Consider the following 13527-nt stretch of genomic DNA (forward strand, 5'->3'; position numbering starts at 1 on the left):
GAGACATGGTGTTTGTTTTATCACATTATTCATCATGTTAAGATGTTTCCGATTGCAATCAAAGGAAACTTAAAATGAAGAAGGTAGTGGCTTTAGCTCTTGGGGCTTTAATGTTGTCTGGCTGTACTGTTCGTGTTGCTGATATGACCGTTGGTAGTACTAAAAATTACAACTTGAACGCAGCTAAGTTTGAAAAAGGTCAACGTGTGACTGGTGAAGACAAAGCTCCAATTGTTATTTTCCCGCTGGGCATTCCAAGCGTTAAAACTGCAATGGATCGGGCTATTGAAAAAGACAAGTGTTCCGTAGGCCTAAGCGATGTTGTTATTTATCAATTAAACCACGCATTTCTGTTCGGCACATATGGTTACCGTGTTGAAGGCACGCAGATTATCGACAAGTCTCAGCTTGGTTGTGAAACCCGCTAATTTCCTTCTCATATTGTCACAAGCCACCTTCGGGTGGCTTTTTTTATGGAGCAAACATGGCACTGGAAACGTTCACCTGGCGAACGCAGATACAGGCGGGAATGGAGGGAACGTTTAACCATAAAACCCGCTCTGCAACCTTTGGCGACGGCTATGAGCAGATTGCCGGGGAAGGCATCAACCCTGAAAAGCAGTCATGGCCTGTAACCCTAACGGGCAAAAATACGGACATGCTTCAGGCTCTAAAATTTTTTCGTTCTCACGTCACAAAGGCATTTATCTGGACATCTCCAGTTGGCGAAACAGGACTCTTCCGGATTGAGGCCGAATCAATCAAGTCACAGCCCTTATCCAGCAAAGTCATGACCATTTCCGCAACATTCAAACAGGCGTACGCACCATGATCACAGCAGACTATCAAAGTCTTGAGCCCGGCAACAAAGTCCGTCTTATCGAAGTTGATGGTTCTACGTTCGGCGTGGATGATGTACTGCGATTTCACGCGTACAACTTCCCGCACACAGAAGAAGAAATCGCAGCCGCTGGTGGCGATGAATCAAAGCTGAAGGCGAAAAGTATCTGGTGGCAGGGGGAAGAATATGCCGCCTGGCCGTATCAAATTGAAGGGCTTGAAGCCTCCACAGACGGAAACAGCGCCCAGCCAACGCTCACGGTTGCAGATATCGATAGCAAGATTACAGCGCTGTGCCTTGCTTATGACGATATGCTACAGGCCAAAGTTACTATCCATGACACTTATTCACATTATCTGGATGCGAAGAACTTCCCAGCAGGTAACGCAACAGCTGATCCGCAACAGGTCAGAAAACGAGTTTTTTACATCGATGGCAAAAGCAGCGAAATTCCGGGCGAAAGTATCGAATTCGTACTCGATAGCCCGATGTCGTTGCAGGGTAAGATGATCCCCACGCGCCAGCTTCATTCCCTGTGCACCTGGTGCATGCGCAATAAGTACCGCACCGGCGACGGCTGCGACTATGCCGGTACCCGCTATTTCGATAAAAACAACAACCCGGTGAGCGATCCGTCGCTGGATGAATGCCCCGGCACGCTTACGGCCTGTAAGCTCCGGCATGGAGACGGCAACGAACTGCCGTTCGGTGGATTCCCGGGCACGTCGTTGATTAGGAGTTGATATGCGCCAGAAAACCATTGATGCGATTATGGCGCACGCTGCCGCTGAATATCCTCGTGAGTGCTGTGGTGTGGTGGCGCAAAAAAGTCGTGTTGAACGTTATTTCCCGTGCCGGAACCTTGCCGCGGCACCGGAGGAAAATTTTGTCCTCTGCCCGGAAGATTACGCAGTTGCTGAGGACTGGGGTACGGTGATCGCCATCGTTCACAGCCACCCTGACGCCACTACGCAGCCGAGCGAACTGGATAAAGCGCAATGCGACTCAACGCTTTTACCCTGGCATATCGTGAGCTGGCCAGAGGGGGATTTACGCACCATTCAGCCGCGCGGAGAGCTGCCGCTGCTGGAGCGTCCTTTTGTGCTTGGTCACTTCGACTGCTGGGGGCTGGTAATGAGCTATTTCCGGCAAACGCATGGTATCGAACTCCACGATTACCGGGTTGATTATCCCTGGTGGGAAAACGACTATCCGGACAACTTCTATCAGGATTGCTGGTACGAGTGCGGATTCCGTGAATTCGTCGGGCCGCCGAAACCTGGCGATATGGTGATCATGCAGGTTCAGGCTGATAAGTGGAATCATGCGGGGATTCTGCTGGAAGGTAACATGCTACTGCATCACCTTTATGGGCATCTGAGCCAGCGCGTTCCTTATGGCGGTTATTGGCTTGAGCGCACAATGAAAATATTGCGGTTTAAAGACTGTTTCTGATAACCGCCTGTGACAGTTTTTTATGGGGGAAAAATGGCTACATTACTCAATGTTGAGCCTGTCCGCACAATTCGATTGTACGGCGTGCTAGGTGCCACCTTCGGGCGTGAATATCGTTTATCAGTAGCTTCACCAAAAGAGGCCATCCGCGCCCTGAGCATTATCGTGCCGGGTTTTGAGCGTTTCCTTAATACCAGTAAGCAACGAGGTTTAACTTATGCGGTATTCAGCGGGAAACGAAACCTTGTAAACGATGAACTCAGTATGGACAGGAGTACAGAGGAAATCCGCATCGCGCCAGTGATCATCGGCAGTAAGCGAGCCGGGGTTTTTCAGACAATCCTCGGGGTTGCTCTTGTCGCTGTTGCTGCGTTCGTCACGGGAGGGGCCGCGATCGGGATTGGTGGTACCGCTTTCGCTGGTGGATGGGGAGCTGTGGCGGGGATTGGGGCATCAATGGCGATCGGCGGCGTAGTCCAGATGCTTTCTCCCCAGACTACCGGGCTAGCCAGCAAGCAATCAGCAGATAACCGCGCCAGCTATGCATTTGGTGGCGTGACGAACACAACCTCTCAGGGAAACCCTGTCCCCATTCTCTATGGTAAACGGCGAATCGGCGGCGCTGTTGCCTCTGCCGGGATTTACGTAGAAGACCAGCAATAACAAATATTTGTCAATCAGGCCACCTTCGGGTGGTTTTTTTATGGGCGCGATATGGCTAAAACAATTACCGGACGTAAAGGCGGCAGTTCGAATTCCCGCACCCCTGTCGAGCAGCCCGATGATCTCCAGTCCGTTGCGAAAGCGAAAATCCTGATGGTTCTCGGCGAAGGGGAGTTTGCTGGTGGGCTGACCGCGAGGGATATCTATCTTGACGGCACACCTTTACAAAACGCTGATGGTTCCGAGAACTTCAGCGGTGTCGTGTGGGAGTTTCGCCCAGGGACACAGGCTCAGGATTACATTCAGGGGATACCTGGCACAGAAAATGAAATCAGCGTCGGTACCGAAGTATCCAGCGAAACAGCCTGGACGCATACCTTCACCAATACGCAGCTTTCAGCGGTTCGCCTGCGCCTGAAGTGGCCATCTCTTTTCAAACAGCAAGATAACGGGGATTTGGTAGGGTATTCCATCAACTATGTGGTGGAGCTTCAGACGGACGGTGGCAGCTGGCAAAAGGTCCTTGATACTAATGTGACCGGGAAAACCACATCCGGTTATGAACGCAGCCATCGCATCGATTTACCGAAAGCTGGCAACACCTGGACCATCAGACTGCGCAAAATTACCGCTGACGCAAACAGTGCCAAAATTGGCGACACGATGACGCTCCAAAGTTATACAGAGGTCATCGATGCCAAACTGCGCTATCCAAACACAGCTCTGTTGTACATCGAGTTTGATTCCAGCCAGTTCAATGGCTCTATTCCCCAAATTGTCTGTGAACCACGTGGTCGTGTCATCCGCGTACCGGATACTTACGATCCGGAAACAAGAACTTATAGTGGTACGTGGCTTGGGACATTCAAATGGGCCTGGACAGATAACCCTGCGTGGATATTCTACGATCTGGTGGTTAGCGACCGTTTCGGGCTTGGGGATCGTCTCACAACAGCGAACATAGACAAATGGACACTTTACCAGGTTGCACAGTATTGCGATCAGATGGTGCCGGATGGCAAAGGCGGAAGTGGCACCGAACCACGTTATACCTGCAACGTCTACATTCAGGAACGCAACGACGCTTATACGGTCCTGCGTGATTTTGCTGCTATCTTCCGCGGGATGACCTACTGGGGCGACGACCAGATTGTTGCGCTGGCGGACATGCCGAGGGATGTTGATTTTACATACACGCATGCGAACGTTATCGATGGCCGGTTTACCTATTCCAGCAGCACCACAAAGAACCGTTATACCAATGCGCTCGTATCCTGGTCTGATCCTGATAACGCCTATTCTGATGCGATGGAACCTGTTTTTGAACAGGCGCTGGTTTCGCGTTATGGTTTTAATCAACTTGAGATAACAGCTATTGGTTGTACCCGGCAATCGGAGGCGAACCGAAAGGGGCGATGGGGGATCCTCACCAATAACAAAGATCGCGTTGTTACTTTCAATGTAGGGGAAGACGGTAACATTCCACAGCCTGGCTATGTAATTGCTGTAGCCGACCGAAATCTTTCCGGACGTGACCTTGGCGGCCGTGTTTCTGCGGTGAATGGTCGTGTTTTGACGCTGGACAGGGCACCGGATGCATCTTCGGGCGACAGGATGATTGTCAATCTGCCATCAGGGGTTTCGCAGTCACGCACCATCCAGTCGATAAGGGGCAATAAAGTAACCGTTACGACCGCTTACAGCGAAACGCCTGTGGCTGAGGCCGTATGGGTCATTGAGTCTGATGAGCTCTACGCACAGCAGTATCGCGTTATTACGGTAACTGATAATAATGACGGCACGTTCACAATCGTCGGTGCAAATCACGATCCGGATAAATTCGATCGGATTGATACGGGAGCCATCATTGACCAGCGGCCGGTGAGCGTGATCCCGCCGGGCAACCAGTCGCCGACTGCGAACATCGTGATCAGCTCGTTTTCTGTGGTACAGCAAAATATCAGCGTCGAAACGATGCGCGTGAGCTGGGACCAGGCGCAGAACGCTATCGCCTATGAAGCGCAATGGCGCCGCAACGACGGGAACTGGGTTAACGTGCCGCGCAGCTCCACCACGTCATTCGACGTCCCCGGGATTTATGCAGGGCGCTACCTGGTGCGCGTGCGCGCAATCAATGCCGCAGAAATCTCGTCCGGATGGGGCTATTCAGAAGAGAAAACGCTGACGGGGAAAGTGGGCAATCCACCGAAGCCGGTCGGCTTCATCGCTTCTGAAAACGTGGTATTCGGTATTGAGCTGAGCTGGGGATTCCCCGCGAATACCGACGACACACTGAAGACGGAAATTCAGTACAGCCTGACCGGGACGGAAGACGATGTGATGCTGCTGGCAGACGTACCCTTTCCGCAGCGCAAGTATCAGCAGATGGGCCTAAAGGCAGGGCAAATTTTCTGGTACCGCGCGCAGCTGGTGGACCGCAGCGGAAACGAATCAGGGTATACAGACTTTGTGCGCGGGCAGGCCAGCATCGATGTATCCGACATCACCGATGCAATCCTGGAGGACATGAAAGGCTCCGATACGTTCAAAGACCTGATCGAGAACGCGGTGGACAGCAATGAAAAAATTGCTGGCATGGCTGACGACATCAAACAGGCCAACGACGAACTGGAGCAACAGGCGCAGAAAATTGCCCAAAATGCCCAGGATATCGGAAAGGTTCAGACCAACGTTACAAACCTGTCGAGCAAGGTCGGAGATGTGTCTTCTTCTCTGAACGAGCTTGAGCAGACAGTGGCGACGGCCGATACCGCACTGGGTCAGCGTATCGATAGCATCAACGTGTCTGTGGACGGCATGGCGGGGGGAGTGAAGAACTCCGCCATCGCGATTATTCAGGGCAATCTGGCGCAGGTGGCCGCGCGCAAAACGCTGTCGGCATCGGTCGCCGGTAACAGCGCGCAGCTGGACCGCATTGATGAGGTGATCGTCAACGAGAAGGAGGCAACGGCGCGTTCGCTGCTGAGTTTGCAAACTGACGTGAACGGCAACAAGGCATCCATCAACAGCCTGAACCAGACGTTTTCCGATTACCAGCAGGCCACGGCCACGCAGATAAACGGCATCACAGCGACCATCAACGGGCATACGTCAGCCATTACCACTAACGCTCAGGCCATCGCGAACGTTAACGGGGATCTGAAGGCGATGTACAGCATCAAGGTCGGGTTATCCAGCAATGGCCAGTACTACGCCGCAGGGATGGGGATCGGTGTAGAGAATACGCCGTCCGGCATGCAGTCGCAGGTTATCTTCCTGGCTGACCGCTTCGCTGTTACTCACCAGGCCGGAGCGACCGTTACGCTTCCGTTCGTTATTCAGAACGGGCAGGTGTTCATCAGAGACGCGCTGATAGGTGATGGCACCATCAGCAACGCCAAGATCGGCAACTACATCCAGTCCAATAACTATGTTGCTGGCTCAGTCGGGTGGAGGCTGGATAAGGGCGGTACGTTTGAGAACTACGGTTCGACAGCTGGTGAGGGGGCCATGAAACAGACAAACCAGACAATCAGCGTGCGGGACTCCAGGAATGTTTTGAGGGTGCAGATCGGGAGAATCACGGGAACATGGTAACGGGAGGCCTCTTACGGGGCCTCTTTTTTCAGGAGGACTGGATGGCGGAATATGGAGTTCAGACATGGGACGCCTCAGGCAAGGTAAACAACTATGGCGTTAAGCCTGTCAGCGTTTGTGGCTATCTCCAGCTGGCCCAGAACCAGAAAACAGGCTCTTACACCGTAGCGCTTCCACCGGGTTGTAGGCTGACCTATTTTCAGAGCATGAACGGCGATCAGTTTGGTACGAGTCGGAGGAAGATCACCATTTTGGGGGGAACAGCAACAGTGTCAGCAGTAGGCGATACCGACTACTCAGCAGGGACTGAGCCTGCGGCAGCGGCTTATCTCATTTTCCAGATCGAGAGGGCATAAATGGCGGAGTATGGCGTTTTACTGACGACCACGAGCGGGGAAGTATGGGTGACCGCTAACAGCTCGCCAATCGCTCTTCAGGCGCGAAAGACAGCGGCACTTCAGGGAACATCGGGGTTCAATACCAAAGTGACGCACACATTCCCCGCAGGTCAGCCTGTTGTCGCCTTCGTTCATTGCACGGTTGAGGTCGAAATAACTCAGACGATAAGCGGGAACACCATCACGATTGATTTTTTCAGACCGAATGCAACCGGCACAGCGTACGTTTATTTTTTCTCTATTTTCCCGCAGACAAAGCCAGACTACGGGCTGGCTGTGTGGGATGCATCAGGGACGCTGATTTTAACAAACGAAACGCGCACGCTGAGCGATGTTGTCACCCTCGGTACCGCCGGGGTGGATGCCAGCTCAGGATACAACATCAATACAACTCTGGCGGGGAAGTGGGCCTGCATGCCTGCCATGCTGGGACTAATTACCGGGGTTGTATCGGCTGGCGGTCAACCGCAGCCCTACTCGGCCATATACAAGAGCATGGCAAAACTTGAGGGAAGCAATACGCGGATATTCGCCAGGCCGCAGACAACCCCCGGCGGTAACCTTCAGAACGTTACGTATTCGAATCTGAGGAACGTGATTATGGCCATCAACTGCGCCAACTATGATTGATCGTTTTGAACGATCAATTTCGAATAATTGATCTACCAAATCAATTATATCCCATTGATTCATATTGTTATTGTGTAGCTTCATGAATGCCCTGGGATATAACCACTATGAAAAATATGATTCTTTGCCTGGCGGTAGCGGTATTGCTCTCCGGTTGCGCTGGCGTTATTGAGAAGCAGCAACCCGTATGCACCGGAACAGCCCTGGTCGGCGGACAGGAAAGCAGCGTCCAGATCTACGGAGTCCGTAAACAAAACAATCAGACACAGTACCGCGCCGGTTATCCCTTTAACTGGACCTGGGTGAGCGCCAACACGTTCACCAGCACCACCTGCCAATAACTCATTCTGTCTCAAAACAAACCCCGCTCCGGCGGGGTTTTTTATTGCCTGGAGAAAATATGCTTTATAACACTGGCACCATCGCCATTAACGGAAACACCGCAACCGGCACCGGCACGAACTGGACGGCGCCAGCCAGTCAGATTCGGGTTGGCCAGACGTTGTTTGTTCTTTCTAACCCGGTACAGATGTTTCAGATCACAGCCATCAACAGTGCGACGTCACTGACGGTTACGCCTGCCGCTTCTCCGGCGTTGAGCGGCCAGAAGTACGGCATTCTTGTTACTGATAGTCTCTCGGTCGACGGCCTGGCGCAGAGCATGTCTCAGCTCATCAACGAGTACGACGAGAACATCGGCGCCTGGGAGACGTTCGCCACCACCTCAGCAAACCAGAACATCACCGTTACCATCAACGGCACTCGTGTAACTATTCCGGCGATCGGTAAGCTGGCGCAGAAGGGGAGTAATGGAGCTATCCCGATTGGGCAGGGCGGGACCGGGGCAACGAATGCCGCTGATGCTCGCACAAACCTCGGTTTGGGAAGTGCCGCAACAGCCGCACTAACCACATCATCAACTGATATGACTCTAGGTCGGGTTCTGAAAGTTGGTGACTTTGGATTAGGCAGAACAAATCTGAATGCGTCTGACGCCACTTTAAATGCAAATGACGTAACTTTCTCGTGTTTTAGTTCTGGCCCTGGTGCCAGCGGTTCTAATTATTATGACCCCTATTCCACCATGATAACTGGCGTACGTGTGGGGGGAGGTGATGGCACAGGTTATGTATCGCAAATACAGCTAACAGTTGATAATCGAATGGCATCACGTCGAAGATATCTTAATAACTGGTCACCGTGGGCCGTCTATTATTCCTCGGCGAACACCACTACGGCATCAGATGGCACGCTTAAGGCAGCTTCGCCGGTGGCCAGAATCGTGAAATCTCAGAACGAGAACCAGCGTACCGATGTTGACGAAGTAGGCTTCACCTGGTGCGGCTGCGGTACGGCGAACGCCGAGGCTGAAGGGATCAAAATCTCTCGGCTGGATGTTGGGGTATATATTCTTACCGGTTCGGATGGCCTGGCATCAGAAGGCTGGCAGCTGCTGCCGCCAATGGACCCTGGCGGCATGGGAGAGCTTGGGATTGTTGAAGCAGAGCAGGCAGAAAGCGGTGGGCTGACTATCCGCCTGTTTAAGCGAAAATACATGCTGAGCGATGAAGGGGAGATCGTCAAAACAAAAGGGGAACCGATGGACGTGCCGGTGAACAGCTGGATCGATGTTCGCTTGGATATCCCTGATGATTCTGCCTTTAATCAGATGATCAATCAGAAACTTCAGCCATAGCTGCACGCTGATTCCAGATACTGTTTTGCGGCATCTCTACACGGACACTGACAAACTGATCGGCCGGAATATCGGCCGGTTCGCCATCCACGAAACCTTCCCGTGAGTTCCTCGCAAATATCGGTGCTGACGGGTATTCCCGGTGGAATGTTTTCACGAGCACTGATCCGTCGGCATTAACCTCATAGTCAAGCCAGATTAGGGCCTGCCCATTACGATCTTTAGGGATATCGAAGCCACCATCAATCCCACCCCACGCCGCATCTGAATTCATACCCATGCAGCCCTCGATCAGATACTCTCCGGCTTTCAAACGAGTTACAGAACAGCCTTCTGATTCGTCATTAGTTTCAAACGAACCGTCTGCAAAAAGCTTAACTACTGGGGATGCTGCCTTAAGAGTTCCGTCGCTGGCTTTTGTAGTGTTCTGCGTCGAATAAAGGGTATGCGTCGTGGAGAACCCGACGTTAGCATTGCCCTGAATTGTTCCATTACCCTGACGATACTTGAGCCCCTGAGAGGTTGAGGCAAGCTGCCACGACACATAGCCACCACCTGACGGATCATGCCACCCACGTAGCGTTAGCATGCCCGTATATGTATCTACTCCACTACCTCCTCCCCACGCATTGCCACCGGACTGAATACCGAAGGACATACCGAGAGGATATTGGGCTATAGCGTCGTAAGAGGCGAGACTGCGATAATCACGATGACATTGCGCCATTACAGCGGCGCCATTAAGGTACGAAATTCCTGGGGCAAACTGACTATCAACATCTCGTGTAGCGCTGTTTCCTAAACCGACGTTTTATAGATTGCCCTGCGGCAGCCATGCCGATAACTTCACCTGATTTTTTTGCAGAAAATATTGGGTGAAAAATATGCAAATTGGCTACGTAAGGGTGTCAACAAATGACCAAAACACAGATCTTCAGCGACAAGCTCTCGAACGCGCAGGATGTGAACAGGTTTTTGAGGAAAAAATGAGCGGGACGGTAGCGAACCGGCCAGCGCTTAAAAAGCTTCTGCGAACGCTGAATGAGGGCGATACGCTGGTGGTGTGGAAGCTGGATCGCCTCGGGCGAAGCATGCGGAACCTGGTACTGTTGGTGGACGAACTCCGGCAGCGCGGCATCCACTTCAAAAGCCTTACGGACAGCATCGACACTTCCAGCCCAATGGGTCGTTTCATCTTCCACATCATGTCAGCCCTGGCCGAGATGGAGAGGGAGTTAATCGTGGAACGCACCCGGGCAGGACTGGCGGCAGCCCGGGAGAAAGGGCGCATAGGCGGCAGACGGCCAAAGTTAACCCCTGAGCAATGGACGCAGGCTGGCAGGCTGATCGCAAACGGAGTGGACAGAAAGCAGGTGGCGATTATTTACGACGTTGCGGTGTGCACCTTGTATAAGAAATTTCCGGCGCGGTAGTGGCAGAGGAAAAAATTTTAAACATTTAATCCAATTTTCGTAATAAAGTATTGAAGGAATGTAATAAAGTTGTTGAAATGTTGGTAAGTGGTTAGGTTGAGCATTGGCGGTCTTCATGGCAAAAACAGATTCTATAACACCTGAAGAGTTCAGGGCTATTCACTTTGGGTTGTCTAAGATCTCATCAACATGGGCAGACTTATGGTTAACATTATTTTCTCTCCGTGCTGAAGGTAGCAGGGTTATTACTATTAGATATTCCGATATCGAAGATGACATGCTGCACTTGGCTGGAACTCCAAAATTTGAGCCACGAACAATTAGATTAAATTTAATGCTTTCTAAGTTGATTGCGTACAGAAAGGATTGCAATCCTTCTGATATTTATGTTTTCCAGAGTAGATCAAATCGAGTTAAAGGGCTGGCTAGACCTGTGACTGTAATAGCAATGAATAATGCCTTAAAACAAGCATCCAAATATGTAACAAGGAAAAACATCACCATGAAAAGTGCTTTAAGGGTAATCGGAAGGAACTAGTTGGACGGGGGTTCATACACTACATACCCACCTGTGTATGGAAGGTTAGGGCGATGGTCTATGAGCACGTCCTTTATCAAGTCATTATTCTCCCTGATGATTGTCGATTGACTACTCGATCGGATTTAAGAAATGTACTTGCATGAATCTTAGGAGGGATTTCAAGTAAGTAAAATGAGATCCTGATCAGAATAAATCAAACCGGGCATTGAGCAGAGTGAATAATAAAGCAGCGCATGCAAGGTTTAAGACTATAACAAAATGGGCAGAAACATTCATTGAACAAATCTCCGGTTCATGTATTAGACAGAGAATAACTGTAATGTAAAACCATCTTTCAAACACCTACTAAAAAAGACAGATAAACCAAGGTGGCGTCCGATGAGGTAGCTAAGCATTTTTGCCTTGTATAGGTCTTATCATCGGAGCATGGGGTTATGTTGGCTTGTTGAGTGCTGAGAAATGAAGAGATTAGAGGTTTAGAAGAGGGAGCCGGCCTGTCAAACGAGATAGTTTACTTACGACGCTCAACATATTGAATTATGTGGCTTTATCGTGGTGGGTTGAGGGGGGGGAACGAACTTATCACAATGCATCACAAGCATACAGTCCTCTTTCGCTTGGTGTCTGAAAGTAGATGGGGACGATTTTTCACTTTTTCTTCTAAAGGTCCAGAGTACTTTGCCGATAGTGAACATAGCGGCGCAGGAGCCTAATGGTGGAAGCCGTATACTTAAATTAAGTTCAGTCAAACAGGAATTACTATCATGGCACAAGTCATTAATACCAACAGCCTCTCGCTGATCACTCAGAACAACATCAATAAAAACCAGTCGGCAATGTCTACAGCCATCGAACGTCTGTCTTCAGGCCTGCGTATCAACAGCGCTAAAGACGACGCAGCGGGCCAGGCGATTGCTAACCGCTTCACCTCTAACATCAAAGGCTTGACTCAGGCTGCACGTAACGCAAACGACGGTATCTCTCTGGCGCAGACAACCGAAGGCGCACTGTCCGAAATCAACAACAACTTACAGCGTGTTCGTGAACTGACTGTTCAGGCGCAGAACGGTACCAACTCCGATTCAGATTTGACTTCCATCCAGGATGAAATCAAATCCCGCTTAAGTGAAATTGACCGAGTATCTGGTCAGACTCAGTTTAACGGCGTGAACGTACTGGCCAAAAACGGGACAATGTCTATCCAGGTTGGTGCTAATGATGGGCAGACTATTGATATTGATTTACAAAAGATCGATTCTTCAACATTAGGTTTATCAGGATTTAATGTTCAGAATTCCTCAACATTAACAACTACTGCTGTCAAAAGTAGTTTCGCCGATTCTGGTACCGCTATTGGCGCAATCGACGTTGCTACTTTAGGTGCAGGTGCAACTGCATCTGCCGTATCCTTCGATGACATAACTGGTAAGTACTATACAACAATCTCGGGTTCGGCGAATTCATCGGAGAATGGTGTCCATGAAGTAACAGCGGCAGCAGGTAGTTCAACATTAGGGACCTCTGTAGGTAGTATTCCTGTAGGTTCCCGTACTGTAACTGAAATTCAAACTGGTACGGCAATTAATACTACAGCTGCAGCCGCGACTCTCGTTGGTGCTAACGTTACAGGTGCGACGAGTGCGAATACTTCTTTAGTTAAAGTTTCAGCTACCGATTCTCAAGGTAATGTCACTGACGCTGGATATGCAATTTCTTACAATGGTAAATTGTATAAGACTGACTACAACGGTGCTGATAATACCACCATTGATGTTAACACTGTTAAATACACCGATTCCACTGGTGCAACTGCTACTGGTGCTGTTGAATTAGGTGGAGTTGATAAACAAACTGCCGTTGTTAATGTGGGCGGTAAAAATTATGCAGCAGATCAAGTCAGCGGTCACGATTTCAAAAATGGTGCAGCATTAACCGCAGTGGCTTCCACAGCAACCACGAATCCGTTGGAAAAACTCGATCAGGCTATTTCTCAGATTGACAAATTCCGTTCTTCTCTGGGTGCTGTACAGAACCGTTTGAATTCTGCGGTAACCAACCTGAACAATACCACTACTAACCTGTCTGAAGCGCAGTCCCGTATTCAGGACGCTGATTATGCGACCGAAGTGTCCAACATGTCTAAAGCTCAGATTGTTCAGCAGGCAGGTAACTCTGTTCTGGCTAAAGCTAACCAAGTTCCTCAGCAGGTTCTGTCTCTGCTGCAAGGCTAATCCAATACCTATATACGAAACCCTGCCAGTGCAGGGTTTTTT

14 protein-coding genes are annotated in these 13527 nt (G+C 50.5%); 13 read left to right on the plus strand and 1 reads right to left on the minus strand.

Annotated features, from left to right (window positions below; all coding sequences use genetic code 11):
• Window positions 1–74 precede the first annotated feature (74 nt).
• From SK50_RS10260 to SK50_RS10305, 10 genes are all read left to right on the plus strand, one after another.
• Complete coding sequence (locus tag SK50_RS10260) at window positions 75–428, plus strand: hypothetical protein (protein WP_020690998.1); 354 nt, start codon at window positions 75–77, stop codon at window positions 426–428.
• Window positions 429–484: 56 nt separating this feature from the next.
• On the plus strand, window positions 485–832 hold the full coding sequence (locus SK50_RS10265) for a phage tail protein (RefSeq protein ID WP_023296494.1): 348 nt from the start codon (window positions 485–487) through the stop codon (window positions 830–832).
• Entirely contained in the window at window positions 829–1584 is a 756-nt protein-coding gene (locus SK50_RS10270) for a phage minor tail protein L (protein WP_048229374.1), read from the plus strand. The genes SK50_RS10265 and SK50_RS10270 overlap by 4 nt, the downstream gene beginning before the upstream one ends.
• A gap of 1 nt (window position 1585) precedes the next feature.
• Entirely contained in the window at window positions 1586–2296 is a 711-nt protein-coding gene (locus SK50_RS10275) for a C40 family peptidase (protein WP_048229376.1), read from the plus strand.
• 33 nt (window positions 2297–2329) lie between these two features.
• The gene (locus SK50_RS10280) at window positions 2330–2959 is read left to right on the plus strand and encodes a tail assembly protein (protein WP_048229378.1); all 630 of its coding nucleotides are present in this window, start codon (window positions 2330–2332) and stop codon (window positions 2957–2959) included.
• A 51-nt stretch (window positions 2960–3010) separates the two neighbouring features.
• Window positions 3011–6556 (plus strand): TipJ family phage tail tip protein, encoded by a 3546-nt coding sequence (locus SK50_RS10285; RefSeq protein WP_048229380.1) that lies wholly within the window; start codon window positions 3011–3013, stop codon window positions 6554–6556.
• A 41-nt stretch (window positions 6557–6597) separates the two neighbouring features.
• Window positions 6598–6912 (plus strand): hypothetical protein, encoded by a 315-nt coding sequence (locus SK50_RS10290; RefSeq protein ID WP_048229382.1) that lies wholly within the window; start codon window positions 6598–6600, stop codon window positions 6910–6912.
• Window positions 6913–7584 carry a hypothetical protein gene (locus SK50_RS10295; protein ID WP_048229384.1) on the plus strand — a complete coding sequence of 224 codons (672 nt, stop codon included), beginning with the start codon at window positions 6913–6915 and terminating at the stop codon, window positions 7582–7584. It begins immediately after the preceding gene.
• Between the two features lie 107 nt (window positions 7585–7691).
• Window positions 7692–7925 carry a phage exclusion lipoprotein Cor gene (locus SK50_RS10300; RefSeq protein WP_017694300.1) on the plus strand — a complete coding sequence of 78 codons (234 nt, stop codon included), beginning with the start codon at window positions 7692–7694 and terminating at the stop codon, window positions 7923–7925.
• 59 nt (window positions 7926–7984) lie between these two features.
• Window positions 7985–9280: a phage tail fiber protein gene (locus SK50_RS10305; protein ID WP_048229385.1), complete on the plus strand. Its 1296-nt coding sequence runs from the start codon at window positions 7985–7987 to the stop codon at window positions 9278–9280.
• Here the strand turns inward: SK50_RS10305 and SK50_RS24140 are convergent.
• The gene (locus tag SK50_RS24140; RefSeq protein WP_255353954.1) at window positions 9258–10007 is read right to left on the minus strand and encodes a phage tail fiber protein; all 750 of its coding nucleotides are present in this window, start codon (window positions 10005–10007) and stop codon (window positions 9258–9260) included. The genes SK50_RS10305 and SK50_RS24140 overlap by 23 nt on opposite strands.
• 157 nt (window positions 10008–10164) lie before the next feature.
• Between SK50_RS24140 and SK50_RS10315 the strand changes: the two genes are divergently transcribed.
• The 3 genes from SK50_RS10315 to SK50_RS10320 all read left to right on the plus strand — a co-directional run bounded on the left by SK50_RS10315 (window position 10165) and on the right by SK50_RS10320 (window position 13485).
• The gene (locus SK50_RS10315; protein WP_045350188.1) at window positions 10165–10713 is read left to right on the plus strand and encodes a recombinase family protein; all 549 of its coding nucleotides are present in this window, start codon (window positions 10165–10167) and stop codon (window positions 10711–10713) included.
• 115 nt (window positions 10714–10828) lie between these two features.
• A complete protein-coding gene (locus tag SK50_RS23845) occupies window positions 10829–11251 on the plus strand; it encodes a hypothetical protein (protein WP_032665393.1) in 423 nt (140 codons plus the stop codon).
• Window positions 11252–12018: 767 nt separating this feature from the next.
• Window positions 12019–13485 (plus strand): flagellin N-terminal helical domain-containing protein, encoded by a 1467-nt coding sequence (locus SK50_RS10320; protein WP_048229387.1) that lies wholly within the window; start codon window positions 12019–12021, stop codon window positions 13483–13485.
• Window positions 13486–13527: the final 42 nt, after the last annotated feature.

The sequence above is a fragment of the Enterobacter sp. BWH64 genome, from assembly GCF_001037645.1.
GTDB lineage: Bacteria > Pseudomonadota > Gammaproteobacteria > Enterobacterales > Enterobacteriaceae > Enterobacter > Enterobacter hormaechei_C.